The following is a 20,362-nucleotide window of genomic DNA, read 5'->3' as shown; positions in this document are numbered from 1 at the left end:
ACCCAGAATTCCGAAGCCCACAAGCTCGTGATGCAACTCCGGCTCCAGCAGCTCCAACGTCGCCGCCGTGAGATCCGGGTGCCCCACAACTGCGATCACCGGACCACTCCTTCGTGCGGATCAGCGAACAGTCGGAAGCGCGAGCCGGACGCGCATGGTCTTGCCCGCACCATGAGGCGCGGGATCAGCGGCGAGTGAGCCGCCGTACTCCGCCGCCACTTCCAGGACCGTCAGCAGCCCGTCCCCGGCGGGCTTTGATCTGATCGGCTAGGTATGGCTGTTCCGCTGTTCCGCTGTTCCGCTGTTCCGAGGCCGTGCCCAGGCGTCTCCTGCGTGGCCCAGCGGATGCGGGGATCAGGTTCCGGTGGTCGGATGTACGCAGGTGTCGCCCTCTGCGGGCGCGGAACAGCGGTCGAGCGGCGCCGGTAGTGCGGTCGGGTGTGTGCACTCCTTCGCCCGCAGGGTGTGTGCGAGCAGCGGCCGTCGGTTTCATCTCCCGGAGGATTGATGAGTAGCGACCAGTCCCGGCCCTCGTCCGCGTACGGCGTGCATTCCGAGGTGGGTCGGCTGCGCAAGGTGCTGGTGTGCGCGCCGGGGCGGGCACACCAGCGCCTGACGCCGACCAACGCGGATGACCTGCTGTTCGACGACGTGCTGTGGGTGGAGAACGCGCAGCGTGACCACGCCGATTTCGTCAACAAGCTCACAGGCCGGGGTGTGGAGGTGGTCGAGCTGCACGACCTGCTCGCACAGACGGTGGCGATCCCGCAGGCACGCGACTGGCTGCTGGACCGCAAGATCACAGCGAACCAGGTGGGTCTGGGTCTGATCGAGGGCACCCGCGCGTACTTGGAGACGCTTTCCCCGCGGCAGCTCGCCGAACTGCTGATCGGCGGCATGGCGACCGAGGACCTGCCCGAGGATTTCCGCTCCGGCTATGTCGCCCTGGCCCGCGGGGCGTCGGGCGTGCGCGAGTACCTGATGCCGCCGCTGCCCAACACCCTCTACACCCGCGACACCACCTGCTGGCTGTACGGCGGGCTCACCCTCAATCCGCTCTACTGGCCGGCCCGCCACGACGAGACGCTGTTGATGAAGGCGATCTACACCTTCCACCCCGACTTCGTGGGCTCGACCGTGTGGTGGGGCGACCCGGAGCAGGACTGGGGACAGGCCACCTTCGAAGGGGGGGACATCATGCCGGTCGGAGGCGGCGTGGTGCTGATGGGGATGAGCGAACGGACCTCCCGCCAGGCGATCACCCAGGTCTCCCAGGCCCTGTTCCGCAACGGCGCGGCCGAGCGGGTCGTGGTGGCCGGTATGCCGAAGCTGCGCGCCGCCATGCACCTGGACACGGTCTTCACCTTCGCCGACCGCGACATCGTCACCCTTTATCCGACGATCATGGACGCGGTGCACACCTTCTCGCTGTACCCCACCGATGCCGAACCGGGCGTCGAGGTGGTCGACGAGGGTTCCACGCGGTTCACGACCGTCGTCGCCAAGGCGCTGGGCCTGCCCTCGCTGCGCGTGCTGGAGACGGGCGGCGACGTGTACGCCTCTGAGCGGCAGCAGTGGGACAGCGGCAACAATGCCGTGGCCCTGGAGCCCGGGGTGGTGTTCACCTACGACCGCAACACCACCACGAACACGCTGCTGCGCAAGGCCGGCGTCGAGGTGATCACCATCGTCGGGGCCGAACTGGGACGCGGACGCGGCGGCGGGCACTGCATGACGTGCCCGATCATCCGCGACGCGGTTGAGTTCTGAGGCCGCCGCCATGATCACCGACCACTTGGAGTTCGCCAACGCGTGGCTGCTGTTCCTCGCCCTGTTCGCGCTGTACAGCCCGGTCGCTGCGCTCTCGTCCTACATCCCCTACGTCGAGGGCTACAGCAACGCCGAGCAGCGCAGGCTCGCCATCGGCCTGTTCCTCAACGTCCTGCTCATGTCGATGACGGCCCTGTGGGTCGGCGAGCCGCTGCTGGAACTGCTGGGCATCAGCACCGCGGCCCTGTCGGCGACCGGAGGCGTCGCACTCCTGCTCGCCGCCGTGCCGATGATGATGGGTGCGACAAAGGCACCGGGGGTACCCACGCCGGAGGTCTCCGCGACGGAGCCCTCTACAGGGGAGCCCTCTGAGCCGACGGCTTCGCAGGAGCGTCCTCCGTGGCGCTCCATCGTGTTCACCCCGCTGACCTTCCCGCTCACCTTCGGCGGGACGACGTTCGGGTTCTTCGTGGCCTACCGGGCGGAGTCCAACAGCTGGACCGGTGCCATCGGCTTGTCGGTGGCCGCGCTGGCCTACGCCGCCGTCACCGGCCTCACGCTCTACGCCGCCGGCCATCTGGGCCGCAGGATCTCACCGAACACCGGCGCCGTCCTGGAGAAGGTCGCCGGGATCCTGCTGACCGCCATCGCGGTGATCCTGCTGGCCAGCGGCGGCACCCGTATGGTGGTCGACGTCCTGCACTCCCTGTGAGCCGGGCGCCGGGACCGTCCGGCGACGGCGCGAGGGCGCAGGCCGAGACACCCGCCGCTTCTGCGGATACCTTCCTGGACCTGGCGCTGCGGCTCGGCGACGTGCTGCTGGCAGCCGGCCAGGGCGCAGCGGACGCAGAAGAGGCGATGCTCGCCGTCCTGCGCGCCTACGGCCTGCCCGACTGCGAGGTGCAGATCACCTTCACGATGATCGCCCTCAGCCTTCCCGCGGCGCCGCAGACCAGGGCGACCACCGTCATCCGCACCGTGCGCGAGCGCCGACCCGACTATCGGCGCCTGATCGAGGCCGACTGCCTGATCACGGAGATCGCCGCTGCTCGGCTGCCCTTTGAGCTGGCCCGCGAACGGGTACAGGCCCTGACCGAGCTCGCCGCCCCCTACCCGGCCTGGCTCACTGTGCTCGCCCCCGGCGTCCTGGCCGCCAGTGCCTGCCTCCTGGTGACCGGGCGCTCCGACGGCCGCGCATGGATCACCTTCAGCGTGGCGTTCCTGGCCGCCGTCGCCGGTAACCGCCTAGCCGCCGCACTGGCCGGCCTCAAACTGCCCGCCATGTACCTCATCGCGGCCTCAGCCATGCCCGCAGCAGCCGCCGGGGTGGGCATGGCACTGTCCGGAGCGGGACTCGGCGGCTCGGCCGTGGTCACCGGAGCCCTGTTCGCGCTCTTTCCTGGCCGGGCCTTGGTCGGAGCCGTCGAGGACGGACTGGCCGGGTTCACCGTCACCGCGGGAGCACGCCTGCTCGAAGTCCTCTACCTCGTCACCGGGATCATCCTCGGCGTCCTGGCGATTCTGCCCGCCGGCGTACGGCTCGGCGCCACCTTCGCGCCCGAAGGGGGCCTGGAGCGCCACCTCGATTCCCTGCTGACCGTCCCCTCCGCCGCCGTCCTGGCCGCCTGCCTCGCGATCATGGTGCGCACAACCCCCGCCATCCTGCTCCCAACTGCGCTCGGGGGCGCCACCGCCTGGAGCGTCTTTGACATCTGCAGCCGCGTTCTGGACCTCAACCCGATCACCGCCACCGGGCTCGGCGCCGCAGCTGCCGCGCTCCTCGCCCAGGTATTCTCCCGCCGCCAGCACCGACCGGCCCTGGCCTACACCACCGGTGCTTTGGGGCCACTGCTGCCCGGACAGCTGCTATACACCGGCGTCCTCGCGTTGGGCAAAGGCCACGCCGCCATCGGAGTCGCCGACCTCAGTCGCGCCACAGCGACCGCGCTGGCCCTGGCCATCGGCGTCAGCCTGGCCGCACAGGCCGCCCGGCTGCCGCGCAGTCAGCGCAATCCACCACCCGAGCAACCTACGCCACCGAAGGGCTCGACGTCGTCCATGCCTCAGTGAGGAACTGGTCCGTCTCGCCCTCCCGGTGCGGCCCAGCCGCCGGGGCCGATGGCACGGGAGAACCCGTCGGCGCCATGCTTTTGACCTCATACAGCCCATTGACCGGGACCCGGTACCGCGCGTTGCGCGGACCAGCGCCTCGCGAGGGCGAGACCTGGTACGTCGGGGGCCGACCGGACCTCGCGTGGTCCATCCCACTCCAGAACGCCTCGTAGTCGGAATGAAGCTACTGGGTGCTGATGCCCAGGACGGTCTCGGCGGTGGTCCAGTCGGTGGCGATGGCCTGCTGTGCGGCGGTGAGGGTGACCTGGTGGTTGCAGACTGCGGTGTGGAGCCGGGTTTCGACCTTGTCCTTGTTGTTGTTCGGGCCGGCGCCGGTGCGGTGGCCCGGGTCGGGCGCTTCGATCCACAGGTTGCGGTCGTCGTTGGGGTCGCCGCCGAGCTGAAGACTCAAAAGATGATCGTATTCGGCGTCCCGGAATGAGCCGGTGTAGTCGTATGACTTGGCGTTGGCTGCCTTCTCCTTGCCGGTGATGTACGCGGACGGCCGGATCCCGGAGGTGTACCCGCCCTTCCTGCATATCGTCGACGCCAAGTTCGCTTGGGTGACCGCCGGTGAGACGGCGCCCGGCGTGCACGCCGGGTCGGGTAGCGGTTCCTTGTGGTCGTACCGGTAGTGGCACGACCCGGCTGCGGGCTGGGCCTGGACGGTGTAGTGAGTCTGCGGGCCGACGCCGACGGGGAGGGCGCGCGCTGACCCGCTGGGTGCGGGTGCCGCCGTGCCGGACGGTTTCGCATCGCTGCCGCTGACGGGAATGTTGCAGCCGGTCAGCAGCACCGCCGACAACACGATGATGGGGGTATAGCGCAGCGCGGTTCGCATCAAGTCTCCATACGGGGAGTGTCACGGGGGCGGGAACATGCTGCCTGAGGCAAGGTCCGGCCACGCCGCCGGGGTCGACTGGGAAGCTGATGGTGGCTGTTCGCTAACGGGTCCTTCCAGCGGATGGAACGTCAACCTGCGGAACAGACCCTGACATCCGTGCGCGAGGCGCCGAAGGCCTACAGGAGATTTACTTCTGTGCCGCCGGGACCATCCCGGCACCCGCGGGGGTGGTCCCCAGTGAACACCCTTGGCCTCAGTGTCTCGTTACTGCTCCCCTCACCCGCGGGATGGTCCCTCTGCCGACTGGGCCATCACCGCCGCCCGCAACTGCCCCCCCGTACTCGCAGGGATGCCCCCGAGCACGGCTACGGCGTGGCTCGCCCGGAAGACTGCTCCGGCACCTGTCACGCCCATTCCACGCCGAGTTCGGTGAGGGCGGTTCGCTGCGGCTCGGTGAGCCTGTCCCGCCTCGATTTGGTGTTACTCACAGTTACCCCGAGCCGAACGGACACAGGTTCGGCCTCGCTATCGACCACGATCTCTTCGGTGTGCCCGCGCGGCACCGGCACGTCCGCGCCTTCCCGGGCGATGTATTGCGCCAGGGCCGCCACGCCCCGCTGGAACCCCTCCGACAGCTTGCCCGGACTGCCAAGCCGCGCTCGTGAGGGCCGTGGCGGGAGAGGGCCGTTCAGCGGGCTTGATGTCCAGCCGGGCCAGTCGCTCCTGCTGATCAGTCGCCAGCTGCGTCCAGTCACGAGCCATCCGCTCCAGCCACCTCCCCAGGTCATCGCCCTGGAAATGTACGCCGGGTTGGATGTCGGGGAGTCCCGCATCAGCATCGCCGGCGTGCCCTTCGAGCACGCCGCCCACGCCGTCAACACCGTTCGCGACGGGATCCGCTGGTAACTCCTGGCACGCAAGGACATCTCAGGCCCTCTCCCCGGAACCACCCCGCCCAACTCCAGCGAACCGCCAGACAGACGACGTGTCAGCACCCCTCACAAGATCGCCAACAGAGTCATGGCATTGCGCTTAAAGAACAAGATCAGCGGCTGTCGAGAATGCGCGACAGGAGTTCGGTCAGAGTCTTCGACTCTGTGGCGGACAGGGTGCGCAGCAGTTGGGCCTGGGCGTCGCAGAGCAGGGCGCTGAGGTTCTCCAGGTGATCTTTTCCGGCGGCCGTGATCGTCACGATATTGCGGCGGCCGTTGGAGGGATCGGGGTTTCGCTCGACAAACCCCCGCTCCGCCATCGCGTTGATCGCGGCGACGACGTCGCTGCGATCGATCCCGGTGCATCTGCCTAGGTCGGCCTGACTGGACGGCCCGAACTCCTCCAGCGCCGCGAGCATCGCGAAGTGGTGGCGGCGTGAGCCGGTCTCCGCCAGGGCACGGTCGGTCAGGCGGTTGGCCGCTATGGCCACCTGGTTGATCGACCAACTCGGCAGCGTGCGCAGCCGGGCAGGCGTCGGGTTCTGCACGTTGTCCATCGCCCCAGATTACAGGATTGTTGGCGCGGCCATCAATCTGCAGTAGTGTTGGTCTCACCAACGTTGGTCTCGCCAACGGGGGATCCGAGGAGGCTCCTATGCCCGACAACCCTGCCCCGCGGCCCAGCTTCGGCCGCGCACTCGGCGAGGCAGCACGCCAGATGACCAAGCTGCATCGCCGCGCGCTCACCGACTTCGACTCCGACTTCCCGAGCTGGATGCTGTACACGCTGCTGAAGGAAAAGGGCGTTCCGCTGCGGGCCGAGGAGATCGCGGCGGAACTGGAACTGCGCATGGACCTGGCGGAGCCGGGCGCTTTCCAGGTGCTCGACCGCGCGGCCGCCGCCGGTCACATCACCTTCCAGCCCGACGAGCCGGCCGCCGCAATCACACTGACCCAGGCCGGAGCGGCGCACTTCGCGAGCCTGTACGCCCACGCGCGCGAAACCACCGATCGCGCGGTCGAGGGTATCGATCCCGCCATGCTCGAGACAGCGCTCACCGTCCTGCTCGCCGTGGACGAACGAGCCACCGCGCAACTCGGCTGACCGAGGCACACCACCAAAACGAGGAAGCACCTCATGCTCTCATCACGAATGACGCGTGCCCGCAAGAGAAACGGACTTCGCACGGCGCTGCTGTCCGGCTTCGTCGCCCTGTTCGCTCTCGCCACCACGTCATCGTTCGGCTCGGCCACCGCCACTGCCGAACCCGCCTCGAACGCACACAAGTACTACGGCTATTGGAATTACGACCAACCCAACGTCACAACGCTGAACAACGTCGCCGTCCTGGCCTGCCCGGACGGCACCAGCCAGTGCGACTCCCCGCTGCCGCTGCCGCTGCGCATTCCTCAGGTCGGCTGGGTGCTGTTCTCCGCAGGCCCGAACGGCACCGTCAACGGACACACCGACCAGGGCTGCACCTGGAACTTCACGGTCACCCCCACCGGACTGGAACTGTCCTCAACCACACAGCAGTGCTTCAACCACAACATCGGCTCCGCGGGCAACATCACCAAGTGGTCGGTCCAGGTGGACGGTAACAGGGAGCAGGAACAGATCGTCGCCATCAGTCACCAGCCAAACGGGACGGACCTCACGGCGACCATGAACTCCGGCTCCCGCACCAGGGTCGACGGCGAAGGCGGAACCCGGCACATCCACCGATTCCTCGGTAGCTACAGCTACGACCCGGCCGACTACTCCACGCTGACCAACGTCGTGTCCACCGACAAAGGCACCCTCTACCCCGAGCAGGGCACCGTCCAATTCACCAGCAAGGGCAAGGGAATAATCAACGCCCACACCCCCAACGGCTGCGACTGGACACTCGCAGTGCACGGCGACACAGCCGAACTCGATCCAGCAACACAGACTTGCCATACCCCGAGCGGTGACAGTTCCCTGCGCTACTGGGCATTGGTCACCGACGACGGCAAGCATCTGAACGGGTTCCTGGCCGGTTCCACGACCACCCATGGTCAAACACCTACGAACACCTACCTGTTCATCGGCGCCCTGACCCGGTCCGCAACCTGACCCATCGACGTAGGGTGGTTCACCGTGCGACACGGCGGTGAACCACCCCATGCCCCGCCCTCACCGACCACGCCTGGATCGGACCCGTCCAGGTCACGGGCGCCACCGCCCCGGCCTATGGCTGCGGGCCGTGCGTGCGAGTCCTGACCAGTCTCGTGTGGGACTCCCTGAAGGGCCGAGGACCGGCCTACACCGGCACCGGCCCCGTGAACCCCGTCCGTCGCCCGGAGCCCCGAGCCCGGCGGCGGACGGTCACCAGTTGGGCAGCCACCGATCCGCAGGGAGCACGAGAGTCGGGTCATAGGCACACGCAGGAGCCCCCCCGGCCGTAGTTGGCGTATGTCGGTGCTCTGGTGCGCCCCGACACCTTCTTCCCGCCGTCATAACCCGACGTCGACCTGGGGACGCTCGCCGCGGCCCGCACCGACTGCGCGTCGATGATCCCGGCGGTCGGCTCCGGATCCCGGCCGGCCGCCTCGCGCACTTTCCCGCGCAGCCGCCGAGCGCAGCGAAGGCCGTGCCCGTGGCGCTGACGAGGACGACGTTGGGTCGTGCAGCTCTTTGACCAGGCCCCGGTCGCGCCAGCGCCGGTAGAAGGCATACACGCGGTCCCAGACGGGAAAGTCGGCGGGCATCGCCCGCCACTTGATCCCGTTGTCGACCAGATAGCGCACCGCGTCCACCATCTGCCGATGGCAGTAGCCCTCAGGCTGTCCGCCCCGCCCCTCCATCCAGGAAGGCGCCGGCAGCAAGTCCCGGACCACGGCCCACTCCGCGTCCGTCATCTCCGAGGGGTACCGGCGCTCACGGTCCGGACGGTCAGCCGCGTTCCGGTACACGTGGACGAGGCAATCACACGATCGGGCAGTCGAGTTGGACTCAATGGGCTCGCGCACGCAAGACTGCAACACCAGGGCCTCCTGGTTTCTCGATCTGGCTTCAACACCCACCGAGCTACCAAGAGGCCCTGCCTCTATGCCTCGACCGCCTCGCGATCACCCGATCAGGACTTCCGTTCGATCGACATGCCTCGTGATCGGTACGACAACGGCTTCTGATGTCCAAACCGGCGCAGCGTTCGTGCAGCACGTCCATGGCCTTGCTCCCTCCCTCGCCGGACGGCCGGTCACGCCGTTCCGGGAGGGCCAGGGTGAATCAGGAATTCTGACGCACGTGCTTCGCAGCAACACTCCACGGTTCCCGTGGACGGCCCTCGGCACCACGCTGACCTGCGAGCTCACCGGCATCACAGAGGCATCGGTTTCGGCCGGGACGCACCCCACCCCAATCCCGGACCCGAATCAGCCCACGTCAGGGCAGACAGAAGCACCTCCGGCGCGCACCACGGGATTTACCACGCCCCCCGGCGCGCACCGAAGGTGCGCTGGATCGCTGACCAGGTCAAGTCCACCACTTTTGTTAGGAGTCCTAAGGGCTGACCACCCGGGCCAGCGCCTCCGCCTCCGGCCGCTTGGCCTCAACCGCGACCAGCGAACCGTCGGCGAAGGTCAGGTCCACGCGGTCGGAGAACGTCCAGTGCCGGTTGCGCGCCCCGCGCAGCTCGCCGCGCGGGAACTCGCCGAGGTACCGCGTCTCGCTCACGCCGGGATGGGCGATGAGCACCCGGTGGGTCGTGAACGCGAGCAGCGCGTGGTCGTTGTCGTACGAGAAGGTGCGGCCGTCACGCGACGGCAGGGTCCGTACGGCGATGACGAACCGGCCCGCCTGACTGCCCCAGGCGCCCCGGAGGGGCCGCCCGCGCAGCGGCGCGACAAGGCCGCGCCGCAGCGCCGTCCAGGCGGCGCTCACCAGCTCGAACGGAAGCAGCAGGACGTCCAACCCACCGCCGGACTGCGGCCGGTGCCGACGCGGCACCGTGTCCCGGATGAGCCCGCACAGGCTGACCTCGGTCACCGCGAGCAGCTGCTCGCCCTGGCCGAGCCAGGGAGCGACAGCCGTCGCGTACGACCCGCCTCCGTAGCGCTGCGACGCGTACACGCCCGTCATCCGAAAGCCTCCTCAACGCTCGACTTCGGAACGTGGTACGGCTCTTCGGCCGAGTCGGCCGTGGCGCCGTCGATCTGCCCGGCGACGGCCTTGAGGTTCGTACCGTCGCCCAGGCCGTCCGTGACGGCGCCGACGGGATCGCCGTCGCCGGTGACGACGGCAACGCCGCCCTTGAAGATCTCGTCGTAGTGTTTGACGGCCTGGGTGGCCGCGAAGTCTCCCAGACGTTCCATGGAAGGCGACGTGATCAGCTCGCTCAGGGCCTTGCCCCGGCCCATCATGCCGCCGAGCTTGCGCAGGTTGTTGGCGGCCTTGAGACCGTCCTTGATGGTCTTGAAGGACTTGCCGGCCGTACGCATCTCCTTGACGGCCTCCATCAGCTTTTCGAGGTTGGCTGCCAGTTGCTCCGACACCCGTGCCACCCGCGCGATGAAGACCTCGATCTCGGCGTCCGCCACGAGTGCGTCGGCGACGGTCGCGAGGCCCAGCGTGATGATGTCGATCGCCACCATCGCGGCGAGCGAGATGATGAGCGCCTCGATCGCCTCGCGGATGATCTCGATGATCATCTGCTCCGCGAGACCGCACTCGGCCGCGGCCTGGCTGATGATCTGCGCCGTCTGCTCCATGTCGGCGGCGGTGCTGTCGATCGCCGCCACGACCTTGCCCATGTGGGTGCCGAAGGAGTCGGAGGCCTCGCCCTGCCACTCGTCCGAGAGGCCGCTCGCGCCCCTGCGCAGTTCGCTCGCCACGTTCCGCATGGCCTTCGCCTGGGCCTGCCACTCCTGGGCTGCCGCACTGAGCTGGTCGAGCCGCCCGGTGACCTTCTCCAGCTCGCCCATCAGGCCGGTGGAGTCCAGGACGTCTTTGATGACGCTGTCCAGGCCGGAGTCGAGTCCGTCCGAGACCGGGTTGCTGATCGAGGGCAGGGGGATCAGCGGCTGGTCGATGATGTCGCGTGCCCACAGATAGGCGTCGGTGAGCTGCTGCGCCTGTCCCACTACCGACCGCCCCCGAAGCCGGTGGCTATCTCGTCGTCCTGGTCCTGGTAGTTCTGCGCGGTGACGTCCAGGCCGTGCGCCGCGTGGGCCAGGACCTCGCGCAGGTCGGCGAGGTTCTCCTTCTCGGCGTCGGCGTGCTCCTGGTAGGCCGCGTAGAGGTTCTGCGCGTCCGGCAGGTGCCCGAAGGCGTCGGAGGTCAGCTGGACCGAGGCGAGCGCCGACTGGATCTTGGCGATCTCGGCTCGCTGGTCGCTGATGACTCTCCGGTACGCCTCAAGGGCCTCCGGGTGCATACGGAATCCGCTGTCGCTACCACCCATGAGCCCCACTGTGTCAGCGGCCCGGGGGCCCGCCCGCCCCTCGGGCGGCACCCTGGGAAGGCTTGAGAGTTTGTTTGCCATGCCATGACCAAGTCAAGGTCGCGGGGCGACGTGGCCCGGAGTGTCAGTACGGCCCAATATCGTCTCAAGTACGTCTCTTTGGGTGGGTTCTTGTCCGTCGAGCCACCGGGCAGGTGAGGGGGTATCGAGGGGGATGTCGGCCGGCGTGGAACCGCCGCCGCCTGCTGTGAGGGCTGGGTTCTGGGCCTGACCGGTTGCGCGCTGGTACCGTCCCTTATATGGAGCAGAACGGTGCTGAGGTGCCTGCGGGGTTTGCCCCGGAGGAGTACGAGCGGGTCACGCGGGCTGCGCGTCTGATCGGCAAGGACCCACAGGCGTTTGTGCGGGACGCTGCTCTCGCAGCAACCGAGGACCCGTCTCTCAAGGCGCTCCAGCACACTGGCGAAGCCGTCACGCGTCTCGCCCCGGTCTTCGCGGCCGAGGAAGCCGGGACTGCAGGGCCTGTGGCCTCCGATGCTCCGTGGCCGGACCCGGCACCGATCAGCAGCCACGACCTGCAGGCGGCGCAGCACGGCCACGCCGCGTGACGCGGTTCCTCACCCCGCAGTAGCTTCTGCAGGTCGCCCAGACTCTCCCCGGCGACCCGGCATGCCACGATCTCGGTGTCCTGGACGGTATCTGTGCTCGGGCCCAGGCCCGGTACATGGGGCGTGACGTCTACGGCTCCGACTGGCTCAAGGCCGCAGCCATGCTGGAATCGACCGCGCTGCACGAGCCGCTCGAGGACAAGAACCTGTTCTTCGCCTGGCTGGTGGCCGAGGTGTTCCTCAACTCCAACGGCATCTACATGCAGTACGAGCCCGAGGACGCCCTCGCCCTGGTGCTGCGGACGAAGCACAAGAACGCAGGCGTCCAGGAGACTGCTGCCCAACTCCGGGCCTGGGCGACCTGCTCGGCTCGGCTACCTCAGTCCCATCGAGTTCGAGGAGAAGCACTACACCTGAACCCCCGTCACCCCGCCCTGACCAGCTGATCAGCACCTACCGCACACCGGGGGAACCTCAACCCAGGCAGCCGCATACCCGGCCCGCGCACTTTCGAGGGAGAAATGGTCCCGGCCTCCGCGTGACCGGGCGGGCGTACGGCGGAGGCATGGCCGGGCGGGTGCGCTGCTGCGCGTACATCCTCTGCTCCCAGCCGTTGTCGGCGGCCTCTCGCAGGACAAGCAGTTCTGCTGCCAATGGCCCTGCGGTGCTTGCCCCTTGAGACGTTGCCCTGCAGCCTTCGCGTGCGCGGCGCGGGTCAGCTTGTGGAAGCGGGACCTGGTGGCAGGTGGACGGTCATGATCAGGTGGCAGGTTTCGTTGCCGGCGCCGCGGTAGGTGTGGGGGGCGTCGCCGTCGAACGTGGCGGTCTGTCCCGCTTCGAGGGTGTGTTCGGTGCCGTCGACGACCAGGGTCATACGACCGGAGGTGACGCTGACGGTTTCCACGACTCCGGCCTGGTGGGGGTGGCTGGGGTATTCCTCGCCCGGTTCCAGTTTCCAGCGCCACACCTCGACCGGGGCCGGCCCTGAGGTCGTCAGCATGAGCCGGGCCTCGCTGCCCTGCGCTCCGGCCCACAGCGGCGCAACGGCGTCGGCGGTCACGACGCGGACGCGGCCTTCGGGCGATCCCTCCATCAGGGCGGACACCGAGACGCCGAGGGTGTCGGCCAGCCGGACCAGGGTGGCGAAGTTGGGGTTGCCCTGGGCTTTCTCCAGACCTACCAGAGCTCCCTTGCTGACCTGAGCGCGCCGACTGAGTTCATCGAGGGACAGGCCCGCGCGGTTGCGAGCCGTCCTGACGTTGTGCGCGAGCGTCCGCAGGGCTGTGGCCGTCTCGGCCATCCGATCACCATCCTCGCGAGTGGACCACTGGAATGCACCGTGCGGTCGTTTGGTTGACCCCTACGGTCGATCCGTTGTACGATTTGGTCGTTCCATTGAATAGTAAGGGACGTACCGTGATCGCTCTGCTGCTGGCCCTGGGCAGCTCACTCGCCTACGGGTGCGCCGACTTCCTCGGAGGTCTCGGCGCCCGTAAGGCTCATGTGCTGCGTACCGTGATGATCGCGGCCCCGGCCTCACTCGCGGTCGAGCTGCTGCTGTGGCCGGTGCTCGGCGCCTCGTTCAGCGCCGACGCTCTCGGCTGGGGTGCCGCATCCGGGGTCGCCTCGGCCGCCGCGTTCGCGCTGCTCTACCACACGCTGGCGATCGGCCCGATGAACGTGCTCTCGCCCATAACCGCGCTGGTCTCCGCCATGCTGCCGGTCGGTGTGGGCCTTCTGCAGGGCGAGCATCTGGCCGCCGCCGGACTGGTGGGGCTGCCGCTCGCGCTGGTGGCGGTAGTGCTGGTCAGCGCCGGACACGGCGGCGGGTCGGCGCGCCCCTCACGGGTGGTGCTGCTGCTGGCCTTCGGTGCGGGCGCCGCCATCGCCCTTCAGCTGATCTTTCTGCACCAGGCGCCGTCCGACAGCGGGGTGGCGCCGCTGATCGTGGGACGGGCGGTTTCCTCGGCCGTCACCCTGGCCGCGGCGGGGGTGACGTACCGGAGGCTGGGTTCGGAGCGGCCCTCGTACGCGATGTCGGCAGCCGCGGGTGTGCTGGACTCGGTGGCGAACCTGCTGTTCCTGTTCGCCGCTCGCAGCGGGGACCTCGCCGTCGTCGCCGTGATCGTCGCCCTCTACCCGGCCGGCACGGTCCTGCTCGCCCGCACCGTGCTCGCCGAACGCATCCACCGCGGCCAGCTCGTCGGCCTGGGCACCGCCGCCGTCGCCGTCAGCCTCCTCGCCCTGACCTGAGCAGCCCCGTAGCCCACCCCACAGCCGACGATGCAAGGAGATCAGCATGTTCATCCAGCCCTGGGACGCCAGCCTCGACGAAGCCGAATGGCAGACCTGGATCGCCGAAGGCCACGACTTCGGACAGCTCAGCGTCAACGGCCTGCCTGGCCACCCGCCCGTCGCCGTGCCCACCCACTTCACCAGCGACGGAAACCATCTCCTGATCCACCTCGCCCGGCCCAACCCGGTCTGGAAGGCGATCGAGAACGACCCGAACGTCCTCTTCACCGTCTTGGGTGACTACGCCTTCATCCCCGGCCCCTGGCGTGCCAAGGCCGACACTCCGCCCACCGACGGCGTCCCCACCAGCTACTACACAGCCGTCCAGTTCACCTGCCGCGCCCATGTCGTCGACGACCCCGAGGCCAAGGTCGAGCTGCTGCGCCGCCAGCTCGCCCACTTCCAGCCCGAAGGCGACCACGCCCCCGTCGTAGTCGACCAGCCGCCCTACGGCCGGATGCTGCCCGGCATCCGCGGTCTGCGCCTGGAGGTCACCGACGTCCTGGCCAAGTTCAAGTACGACGACCACAAGTCCGTCGAGTACCGCACCGCCGTCGCCGATCGCCTCACGGCACGCGGCCAGGGCCTCGACATGTCCAGCGCACGCCAGCAGCGCCGCCGGCTGGACCGCATCGGCCCTTGGAAGCCCTGACCCCTGCCCCACCTCCCCCTCCCGCACGCAGGAAACGGAACCCTCGCCCATGCCCGCCCTCCGCCTCACCGCCGCCGTCACGGACGCCTTCCCCGACACCCTCATCGCCCTGGTCACCGCCGCCGGCGTGCGCGGCCGTGAACCCTGGCCCCACACCACCGCAGCCCTGGAGGACCTGGAGCAACAGCTCGCCGACGGCACCTGGCACCCCGCCGACGAGACCGACCCCCGCATCGAGGCCTGGCACACCGCCTATCGCTCCTTCGGCACCAACCCCCGCCGCATCCGCCCCAGCGTCGACGCGCTCGGCCGCCGCCTCGCCAAGAAGGGGACCATGCCGCGCATCAACCCGGCCGTCGACTCCTACAACGCCGTCTCCGTCCGACACGGCCTGCCCGCTGGTGCCTTCGACCTGGACCACGTCACCGGCGACGTCGACATCCGCCACGCGGACGGCACCGAGTCCTTCACCCCGCTCGGCGAACCCGACACCACCGAGAACCCCAAGCCCGGCGAAATCATCTACGCGGACACCACCGGCGTCCTGACCCGCCACTGGAACCACCGCGACGCCCACCGCACCCGCGTCACCGAGGACTCCGCCCACGTCGCCTTCGTCCTCGAAACCCTCCACGCCACCCGCGACGGCGACCTCCTCAAGGTCGCAGCGGACGAACTGCAGGGCCTGCTCGCCCCGCACACCGCACAGACCGCCGTGCACTACCTCAGCCCGGCACAACCCCAGGCCACTGCCTGAGCTTGTTCTTTATCTACCAGGATCTGCCAGGTCTACCGAGGGCCTTGAGGGTCTCGGAGCGTTTGACGGTCTTGCCGACGTCGTAGCGGGGTGCCCGGTGTTTGTTCTTGGCGCCGGGCGGCCGTCCGGCGCCGGCGCGGGCAGGCGAGCGCGGATGTTCCTGAACCCCCGGCGGACCCAGGCCGGGGTGAGCCGGTCGTGGGTGGCGGGTCTCTCCCCGGGCCGGCGGAGGTCTTCGGCGAGCGGACGGGCGAGCCGGAGCTGGGTGTGGGCGACGATCAGGATCCAGGTCCAGCAGTCCGCCGCGTCGGTGATCGCGGGCTCGGGCCAGGTCTCCGGCTTGGTGAAGCGGAATTCCGGGCCGTGTTTGGGCGGTCGGCCGTTGACGCCGTGCATCCTCGGTGGTTTCGGCAGACGCAATACGCGGTTGGAGCGGACCCGGCCGGCCAGCTCGACCGGCAGGTCTCGCAGGACCCAGGCCAGGCGGGTGACGTCGTAACCGGCATCGCTGACGATCACGATATGCGGGTCCCCGTCCTGCCACTGGCCCGCGGCGATGAGCCGCTCGACGACACCCCGCAGGTGATCGGCGGTGATCGCGGTCGCGTCGTCCACCGGTCCCAGCCGCACCGCGTCCAGGATTGCGGTCTAGGACGTGGCGCCCGGCTCAAGCACGGCGACGAAGGAGCAGGGCCGGCCCGGAATGAACTGCGACGCCGTCTTCGCCCGGCCAAAGAAGTGGCAGAACAGCCGCTCAGCCGAGCACGGCGCGTCCGAGTGAAGCCACGGTGACACATCGACCGCCAGCACCAGGCGCCCACCGTCGAAAATCGGCAGCGACATCCCGGCCAGCACGGTCCGCAGCCGATCGCCGTCGATCCGGCCGTGGTTCAGGCCGCCGTACATCGCTCCGTGCCCACGACGATGCTCGGGCAGCAGCGTCGGATCGACCACGGACTTCACGGCACCGTCCGCACACAGCACCGCGTCCACCAGCTCGAACAACTCGTCGCACCGAGCGGTCAGACACTCCTAGAACTCGCCTTCCCCGGAAGCGTGATGCTTCCGCGAACGCTTCCCTGCGGACAGCATCAGGCAGCGGACTCACCCTCGCGGCCCTCGTCGTGGTCACGTGCACCTTGGCCGGAGCGCATGATCAGACGAAGGCCGCCCCCACGTCCGGCGAACCCCAGGTGAGTTACCCAGTTCGAGACGTCGTTCGAGGCCGGAAGACAGAGAACAAGTCAGCGCGCCAGCACCCTCATCAGGTGGCCCAGCGTCCTCGCCATCACCGGGATCAGGGCGGTGCTGTCCACGACCGGGGGGAAACTAGGCTTTCCGTCGGCGTCCTTGGGTATCTCGCCCAGGCCGCCCCAGACGTTGACGGCGTAGAGGGACAGGGACAGCGTGGCCCCGCCGTACAGGACGCTGAGGGTCTGGTGGTTGACGCCGCCGGTGAGGAACGCCAGGTCGCCCAGGCCCGGGTAGGGCCGGGTCCGCACCTCGGGCACGGGGTAGAACTGCGTGTCGGAGACGTAGACGTCGTGCGGGCTCTGCGACAGCGTCCTCGGGTGGTACGTGTCGACGAACTCGCCCCGTGGATCGGCTTTCTTGTGCAGGTCGACGGTGACCACGACGCCGTACGTGACTGCCCAGCCGTTGTCGCCCGGTATCGAGGAGATGGTGGAGCAGGAGGCGTGGTCCAGCGCCGGGCCCGTGCGGACTTCGGGGTCGAGGGATTCTATGCGCCCAGTCGACACGCTGTCGGTGAGGGGTTCGAGGTTCAGGGCGGTGCACGGCGACGGGCCCAGGTGCATCCCGTGCAGGTCGGGAGCCGGGGCGCGGCCGTCATCAGTGCCTCGCAGGACCGCCGCCCACAGCGCAGAGGCCGCCACCACGCCGCCGAGCGCCCACAGCCACGGCCTGCGCCGCGGGGGCCGCGGCGCGTGGTCGTCGTCGCTCAACACGTCCGCGGGCCGCCCCGGTCGGGGCTCCTCCCACATCTCCGGCTCGGTGATCACACGCGCCCCCTCCGGCAGGTGTCCTCGGTCCGCCGGGGGACGGCGGTGCTTCGACGGGACCCGCCTGCCCGCGCCGCTCCCGTGCGCCGGCCCGGAGCCCCCACCCCCGACCACACCTTACGGCCCCGCACTGCCAAGGAGGTTGGACTGCGGGCGCTGACCGTCCCGCGCGGGACGCTTCTCGGCCACCGGCCGCGCAGGGGTCGGCCCCGGCCGGTCAGCCGCTGGACTGACGACGGCGTGGGTGCCGGCGGTACGCCAGGGGGCGCCGGTGCCACGTTTTTGGCCGGGCGAAGACGGCGCAGTTCATTCCGGGCCGGCCCTACGCCTTCGTCGCCGTGCTTGAGCCAGGCGGGCCTGGGCGCGTCGTGGTGCGCGGATCCACGGTGAAGGCCACCGGGGCCGGAGGCGTCTCGAGCGCGGACCAGGTGGCCCAGGTCCGGGACGCCACCGGCGGCCGGGGGCGGACTTGGTCCTTGACGCCGTTGTCGGCAAGCTGGGGCAGCAGGCCCTTTCGGCGACGGCGGACGGGTCGGGCCGCTTCGGTGGCTACGGGTTCGGTTCCGGAACGTGGACCGATGCCGAGCCCGGCCGACAGGCCCATCGTGGAGTCACCGTCAGCCGGCCGTTGACCACGGTCTTCGCCCAACCGGCGGCACAGCAGCGAGCCACGCGAACGCGACCCCACTTGGTGATCTTCGGTCTCATCAACCTTGGTCACCAGGAGTCGCGTTCGCCGAGCTGGTGGTCCGACGGAGTCAGGGCATCGTCGTGTCAGCCGCCGCAGGTGTCGCCGGGGTCGGTCGTGCAGGTGTCGAAGCCGGGGCCGCCGAAGGCCGCGTCGTTGCCCCAGACGTTGTCGACGGTGTTGAGCCTGTCGTCGCCATAGTTGCCCATCAGCATGTCGTTGCCGGGCCCGCCGTAGAGGGTGTCGTTGCCGTAGCCGCCGTCGGCCCGGTCGTTTCCGGAATCGCTGAAGACGATGTCATTGCCGCCGCCCGCGTTGATGAAGTCGTTGCCGGCGAGGGCGCAGATCACGTCGTTGCCGCTCGTGCCGACCAGGTAGTCGTCGCCGTTGGTGCCGACGATCGTGCAGCCGCGGGTGTTGTTCGCGGTGGCGGTGTTGTTGGCCGGCGTGGGGTCGGTTTCCGCCGCGGTGACGGTGGCCTTGTCGGAGATGGTGCCGGTGGTCCTGGATTCGGCCACGACGGTTACGGTGGCGCGGGCGCCGTGCGCGAGAGTGCCCAGGACACAGGTGGCACTGGTCGAGGTCCTGGTGCAGGTGCCCTGGCTGGGTGTGGCGGATACCAGGGTGCCGGGGCCGGTGAGGGTGTCGCCGAGCGTGACGTTGGTGGCCGACGACGTGGTGCTGTTGTTGGTCACTGTCACGGTGTAGGTGGCTTGGTCGCCCAGGCTGACCGTGGCCGGCCCGGTCTTGGTGACGGACACGTCCACTCCGGTGGGGGGAGGAGGTGTGCCGGCGCCGCCCTGGTAGCGGGCCAGTGCGAAATCGCCGCCGTCCCCGTTGGCGCCGGCAGCGACGATCTTGCCGTCGGACTGCAGGGCGATCGCGAAGGCTTGGTCGAAGCCGCCGAAGTCGGTGGTGGTCTTGCCTGCGGTGCCGAAGCCGGTGTCGAGGGTGCCGTTGGTGTTGTAGCGGGCCAGCGCGAAATTGCTGGTGCCGCCCGCACTGCGGCCGGCGGCGACGATTCTCGCGTCGGATTGCAACGCCACGCTGTACGCGATGTCGGCAGCGCCGAAGTCGGTGGTGGTCTTGCCTGCGGTGCCGAAGCCGGTGTCGAGGGTGCCATTGGCGTTGTAGCGGGCCAGCGCGAAGTCGTCGCTGCCGCCGGCGCTCGTGCCGGTGTGGCCGGCGGCGACGATCCTGCCGTCGGACTGCACCGCCACTCCGTTGGCTGTTTCGAAGCCGTTGAAGGCGGTGGTTGTCTTGCCTGCGGTGCCGAAGGTGGTGTCGGGGGTGCCGTTGGGGTTGTAGCGGGCCAGCGCGAAGTCGTAGTTGCCCACACTGTTCCCGGTGTAGCCGGCGGCGACGATCTTGCCATCACTTTGCACCGCCACCCCGTTGGCCGCGTCGGCGCCGTTGTCGAAGTCGGTGGTGACCTTGCCGCCGGTGCCGAAGCCGGTGTCGAGGCTGCCGTTGGTGTTGTAGCGGGCCACCGCGAAGTCGCCGCCTGTCAGGCCGGCGGCGACGATCTTGCCATCGCCCTGCACCGCCACGCTGTTACCGTCTGCGGCGCCGTCCTGGCCGAAGTCGGTGGTGACCTTGCCGCCGGTCCCGAAGCCGGTGTCCAGGGTGCCGTTGGTGTTGTAGCGGGCCAGCGTGAACCAGCAGCAGCCACCTTCGACCACGTCCTCACTACGGCCGACCACGACGATCTTGCCGTCGCCCTGCAGCGCTACCCCATGAGCCTCGTCGGCGCCGCCCCCGCCCCCGATGTCGGTGATGGCCTTGCCGCCGATGCCGAAGCCGGTGTCGAGGCTGCCGTTGGTGTTGTAACGGGTCAGCGCGAAGTCGTCGGAGCCGCTCGAGCCGCTGCCACGACCGACGGCGACGATCTTGCTGTCGGACTGCACCACTACGCCGTGAGCCTCGTCCGCGCCGCTGCCGACATCGGTGAGCACCTTGCCGGCGGCGCCGAAGCCGGTATCCAGATCGCCCGGGGCCGCCAGCGCGACTCCGGGCAGGGCCAGTACGAGCGCCATGGCCGCAGAAGCAGCCATCAGCCCAGCGAGGCCGACGCGCGACCGGCGTCGTCGTTCAGCAGCTAATGCCAGACGGCGGACGAGAGCTGCGCCGGCACAGAGGCTGCTCAGCTTCGGCGTGGGTTTCATGGGATGACTCCTTAGGACAGCGTGAAGGGGCTGGTGCGGCAGCCAGAAACTGCGGCCCCCATCAGGTGAATCCAGAGTCAAGACGCCACGCC

The 20,362-nt window shown here is 69.1% G+C and carries 20 protein-coding genes and 1 pseudogene; 10 read left to right on the top strand and 11 right to left on the bottom strand.

Features of this window, described 5'->3' with window-relative positions:
- Positions 1-507: 507 nt before the first annotated feature.
- The 3 genes from ACFXJ5_RS33425 to ACFXJ5_RS33415 are packed head-to-tail and all read left to right on the top strand — an operon-like array spanning position 508 to position 3,840.
- Positions 508-1,770, top strand: coding sequence for an arginine deiminase (locus ACFXJ5_RS33425; protein ID WP_384639600.1), 1,263 nt, complete (start codon positions 508-510; stop codon positions 1,768-1,770).
- Positions 1,771-1,780: 10 nt separating this feature from the next.
- The gene (locus ACFXJ5_RS33420) at positions 1,781-2,482 is read left to right on the top strand and encodes a MarC family protein (protein ID WP_384639597.1); all 702 of its coding nucleotides are present in this window, start codon (positions 1,781-1,783) and stop codon (positions 2,480-2,482) included.
- Positions 2,479-3,840, top strand: coding sequence for a threonine/serine exporter ThrE family protein (locus ACFXJ5_RS33415; RefSeq protein ID WP_384639594.1), 1,362 nt, complete (start codon positions 2,479-2,481; stop codon positions 3,838-3,840). The genes ACFXJ5_RS33420 and ACFXJ5_RS33415 overlap by 4 nt, the downstream gene beginning before the upstream one ends.
- Before the next feature lie 226 nt (positions 3,841-4,066).
- On the opposite strand, the gene ACFXJ5_RS33410 is transcribed toward ACFXJ5_RS33415, so the two are convergent.
- The 3 genes from ACFXJ5_RS33410 to ACFXJ5_RS33400 form a co-directional block, all read right to left on the bottom strand.
- Complete coding sequence (locus ACFXJ5_RS33410) at positions 4,067-4,723, bottom strand: hypothetical protein (RefSeq protein WP_384639591.1); 657 nt, start codon at positions 4,721-4,723, stop codon at positions 4,067-4,069.
- 407 nt (positions 4,724-5,130) lie between these two features.
- Complete coding sequence (locus ACFXJ5_RS33405; protein WP_384639588.1) at positions 5,131-5,337, bottom strand: hypothetical protein; 207 nt, start codon at positions 5,335-5,337, stop codon at positions 5,131-5,133.
- A 434-nt stretch (positions 5,338-5,771) separates the two neighbouring features.
- Positions 5,772-6,215 carry a MarR family winged helix-turn-helix transcriptional regulator gene (locus ACFXJ5_RS33400; protein ID WP_384639585.1) on the bottom strand — a complete coding sequence of 148 codons (444 nt, stop codon included), beginning with the start codon at positions 6,213-6,215 and terminating at the stop codon, positions 5,772-5,774.
- A gap of 98 nt (positions 6,216-6,313) precedes the next feature.
- Here ACFXJ5_RS33400 and ACFXJ5_RS33395 point away from each other — a divergent pair, with 98 nt between their 5' ends.
- Positions 6,314-6,763: a MarR family winged helix-turn-helix transcriptional regulator gene (locus ACFXJ5_RS33395; RefSeq protein ID WP_384639582.1), complete on the top strand. Its 450-nt coding sequence runs from the start codon at positions 6,314-6,316 to the stop codon at positions 6,761-6,763.
- Positions 6,764-6,796: 33 nt separating this feature from the next.
- Positions 6,797-7,756: a hypothetical protein gene (locus ACFXJ5_RS33390; protein ID WP_384639580.1), complete on the top strand. Its 960-nt coding sequence runs from the start codon at positions 6,797-6,799 to the stop codon at positions 7,754-7,756.
- A gap of 380 nt (positions 7,757-8,136) precedes the next feature.
- Here the strand turns inward: ACFXJ5_RS33390 and ACFXJ5_RS33385 are convergent, their stop codons facing one another.
- From ACFXJ5_RS33385 to ACFXJ5_RS33370, 4 genes are all read right to left on the bottom strand, one after another.
- The gene (locus ACFXJ5_RS33385; protein ID WP_384639578.1) at positions 8,137-8,541 is read right to left on the bottom strand and encodes a transposase; all 405 of its coding nucleotides are present in this window, start codon (positions 8,539-8,541) and stop codon (positions 8,137-8,139) included.
- Between the two features lie 643 nt (positions 8,542-9,184).
- Complete coding sequence (locus ACFXJ5_RS33380) at positions 9,185-9,763, bottom strand: hypothetical protein (RefSeq protein ID WP_384639576.1); 579 nt, start codon at positions 9,761-9,763, stop codon at positions 9,185-9,187.
- Complete coding sequence (locus tag ACFXJ5_RS33375) at positions 9,760-10,764, bottom strand: WXG100 family type VII secretion target (RefSeq protein WP_384639573.1); 1,005 nt, start codon at positions 10,762-10,764, stop codon at positions 9,760-9,762. Before ACFXJ5_RS33375 ends, ACFXJ5_RS33380 begins: the two co-directional genes overlap by 4 nt.
- A complete protein-coding gene (locus ACFXJ5_RS33370) occupies positions 10,764-11,084 on the bottom strand; it encodes a hypothetical protein (protein ID WP_384639570.1) in 321 nt (106 codons plus the stop codon). Before ACFXJ5_RS33370 ends, ACFXJ5_RS33375 begins: the two co-directional genes overlap by 1 nt.
- A 299-nt stretch (positions 11,085-11,383) precedes the next feature.
- On the opposite strand from ACFXJ5_RS33370, the gene ACFXJ5_RS33365 reads away from it, so the two are divergent.
- Both ACFXJ5_RS33365 and ACFXJ5_RS33360 read left to right on the top strand, forming a co-directional pair.
- Positions 11,384-11,692: a hypothetical protein gene (locus ACFXJ5_RS33365; RefSeq protein WP_384639567.1), complete on the top strand. Its 309-nt coding sequence runs from the start codon at positions 11,384-11,386 to the stop codon at positions 11,690-11,692.
- Positions 11,693-11,808: 116 nt separating this feature from the next.
- Positions 11,809-12,138, top strand: a complete 330-nt coding sequence (locus ACFXJ5_RS33360) for a hypothetical protein (protein WP_384639564.1) — start codon at positions 11,809-11,811, stop codon at positions 12,136-12,138.
- A 269-nt stretch (positions 12,139-12,407) separates the two neighbouring features.
- Here ACFXJ5_RS33360 and ACFXJ5_RS33355 read toward each other — a convergent pair whose 3' ends face one another.
- Positions 12,408-12,992: a helix-turn-helix domain-containing protein gene (locus ACFXJ5_RS33355; RefSeq protein WP_384639561.1), complete on the bottom strand. Its 585-nt coding sequence runs from the start codon at positions 12,990-12,992 to the stop codon at positions 12,408-12,410.
- A gap of 116 nt (positions 12,993-13,108) precedes the next feature.
- Here ACFXJ5_RS33355 and ACFXJ5_RS33350 point away from each other — a divergent pair, with 116 nt between their 5' ends.
- Genes ACFXJ5_RS33350 through ACFXJ5_RS33340 form a run of 3 tightly spaced genes read left to right on the top strand, consistent with a single transcriptional unit; the run spans position 13,109 to position 15,396 of the window.
- On the top strand, positions 13,109-13,945 hold the full coding sequence (locus ACFXJ5_RS33350; RefSeq protein ID WP_384639558.1) for an EamA family transporter: 837 nt from the start codon (positions 13,109-13,111) through the stop codon (positions 13,943-13,945).
- Positions 13,946-13,991: 46 nt separating this feature from the next.
- Entirely contained in the window at positions 13,992-14,639 is a 648-nt protein-coding gene (locus tag ACFXJ5_RS33345) for an FMN-binding negative transcriptional regulator (RefSeq protein ID WP_384639555.1), read from the top strand.
- A gap of 49 nt (positions 14,640-14,688) precedes the next feature.
- Positions 14,689-15,396, top strand: coding sequence for a B3/4 domain-containing protein (locus tag ACFXJ5_RS33340; RefSeq protein ID WP_384639552.1), 708 nt, complete (start codon positions 14,689-14,691; stop codon positions 15,394-15,396).
- A gap of 13 nt (positions 15,397-15,409) precedes the next feature.
- Here the strand turns inward: ACFXJ5_RS33340 and ACFXJ5_RS33335 are convergent.
- The 3 genes and pseudogenes from ACFXJ5_RS33335 to ACFXJ5_RS33325 all read right to left on the bottom strand — a co-directional run bounded on the left by ACFXJ5_RS33335 (position 15,410) and on the right by ACFXJ5_RS33325 (position 20,159).
- Positions 15,410-16,528 (bottom strand): annotated as a pseudogene (locus tag ACFXJ5_RS33335) (transposase).
- A 112-nt stretch (positions 16,529-16,640) separates the two neighbouring features.
- The gene (locus ACFXJ5_RS33330; protein WP_384639549.1) at positions 16,641-17,417 is read right to left on the bottom strand and encodes a hypothetical protein; all 777 of its coding nucleotides are present in this window, start codon (positions 17,415-17,417) and stop codon (positions 16,641-16,643) included.
- A 774-nt stretch (positions 17,418-18,191) separates the two neighbouring features.
- Positions 18,192-20,159: a calcium-binding protein gene (locus ACFXJ5_RS33325; protein WP_384639546.1), complete on the bottom strand. Its 1,968-nt coding sequence runs from the start codon at positions 20,157-20,159 to the stop codon at positions 18,192-18,194.
- Positions 20,160-20,362 lie beyond the last annotated feature (203 nt).

It is taken from the genome of Streptomyces sp. NPDC059373 (assembly GCF_042751495.1).
Lineage (GTDB): Bacteria > Actinomycetota > Actinomycetes > Streptomycetales > Streptomycetaceae > Actinacidiphila.
The sequence above is the reverse complement of the archived record's forward strand: the minus strand, read 5'-3'. Positions and strand labels throughout refer to the sequence as shown.

Bases quoted from the DNA above. Each gene is read 5' to 3' on its own strand.
- ACFXJ5_RS33425 (WP_384639600.1), top strand. From the start codon at position 508: ATGAGTAGCGACCAGTCCCGGCCCTCGTCCGCGTACGGCGTGCATTCC.
- ACFXJ5_RS33420 (WP_384639597.1), top strand. From the start codon at position 1,781: ATGATCACCGACCACTTGGAGTTCGCCAACGCGTGGCTGCTGTTCCTC.
- ACFXJ5_RS33410 (WP_384639591.1), bottom strand. From the start codon at position 4,723: ATGCGAACCGCGCTGCGCTATACCCCCATCATCGTGTTGTCGGCGGTG.
- ACFXJ5_RS33400 (WP_384639585.1), bottom strand. From the start codon at position 6,215: ATGGACAACGTGCAGAACCCGACGCCTGCCCGGCTGCGCACGCTGCCG.
- ACFXJ5_RS33395 (WP_384639582.1), top strand. From the start codon at position 6,314: ATGCCCGACAACCCTGCCCCGCGGCCCAGCTTCGGCCGCGCACTCGGC.
- ACFXJ5_RS33390 (WP_384639580.1), top strand. From the start codon at position 6,797: ATGCTCTCATCACGAATGACGCGTGCCCGCAAGAGAAACGGACTTCGC.
- ACFXJ5_RS33385 (WP_384639578.1), bottom strand. From the start codon at position 8,541: ATGACGGACGCGGAGTGGGCCGTGGTCCGGGACTTGCTGCCGGCGCCT.
- ACFXJ5_RS33380 (WP_384639576.1), bottom strand. From the start codon at position 9,763: ATGACGGGCGTGTACGCGTCGCAGCGCTACGGAGGCGGGTCGTACGCG.
- ACFXJ5_RS33370 (WP_384639570.1), bottom strand. From the start codon at position 11,084: ATGGGTGGTAGCGACAGCGGATTCCGTATGCACCCGGAGGCCCTTGAG.
- ACFXJ5_RS33365 (WP_384639567.1), top strand. From the start codon at position 11,384: ATGGAGCAGAACGGTGCTGAGGTGCCTGCGGGGTTTGCCCCGGAGGAG.
- ACFXJ5_RS33360 (WP_384639564.1), top strand. From the start codon at position 11,809: ATGGGGCGTGACGTCTACGGCTCCGACTGGCTCAAGGCCGCAGCCATG.
- ACFXJ5_RS33355 (WP_384639561.1), bottom strand. From the start codon at position 12,992: ATGGCCGAGACGGCCACAGCCCTGCGGACGCTCGCGCACAACGTCAGG.
- ACFXJ5_RS33345 (WP_384639555.1), top strand. From the start codon at position 13,992: ATGTTCATCCAGCCCTGGGACGCCAGCCTCGACGAAGCCGAATGGCAG.
- ACFXJ5_RS33340 (WP_384639552.1), top strand. From the start codon at position 14,689: ATGCCCGCCCTCCGCCTCACCGCCGCCGTCACGGACGCCTTCCCCGAC.
- ACFXJ5_RS33325 (WP_384639546.1), bottom strand. From the start codon at position 20,159: ATGGCTGCTTCTGCGGCCATGGCGCTCGTACTGGCCCTGCCCGGAGTC.